This is a genomic window from Flavonifractor sp. DFI.6.63, assembly GCF_024462255.1.
Lineage (GTDB): Bacteria > Bacillota > Clostridia > Oscillospirales > Oscillospiraceae > Lawsonibacter_A > Lawsonibacter_A hominis.
The window spans coordinates 1-287 of the sequence record NZ_JANGBE010000132.1 but is presented as its reverse complement, the minus strand read 5'-3'; the positions used below and the strand labels follow the sequence as shown (position 1 = coordinate 287).

1 protein-coding gene is annotated in these 287 nt (G+C 68.6%); it reads right to left on the bottom strand.

The window, feature by feature from the left end:
• Positions 1-287 (bottom strand): aconitase family protein (locus NE547_RS18210; RefSeq protein ID WP_256176643.1); only part of this gene is annotated, 287 nt, incomplete at both ends.

Sequence of the window (287 nt, the reverse complement as noted above, 5' to 3'; positions counted from 1 at the left end):
CTCCGAGGTGACGGGACCCATGCGGCACACGAAATTGCGGTTTGTGGTGGAGATGGCCCGCTCCCCGTCGGAGAGCACGCCCATAAGGCCGCCCAGGCAGGGGCCGCAGGTAGGCGTAGACACGGCGCAGCCGGCCTGGATAAAGGTCTCGATCAGCCCCTCGGCCTTGGCGTCCAGAGTGATCTGCTGGGTGGATGGGATGACGATGCTGCGCACGCCCTTGGCCACCCGGCGGCCTTTGAGTACCGCCGCCGCCTGGCGCAGGTCCTGCAGGCGGCCGTTGGTGC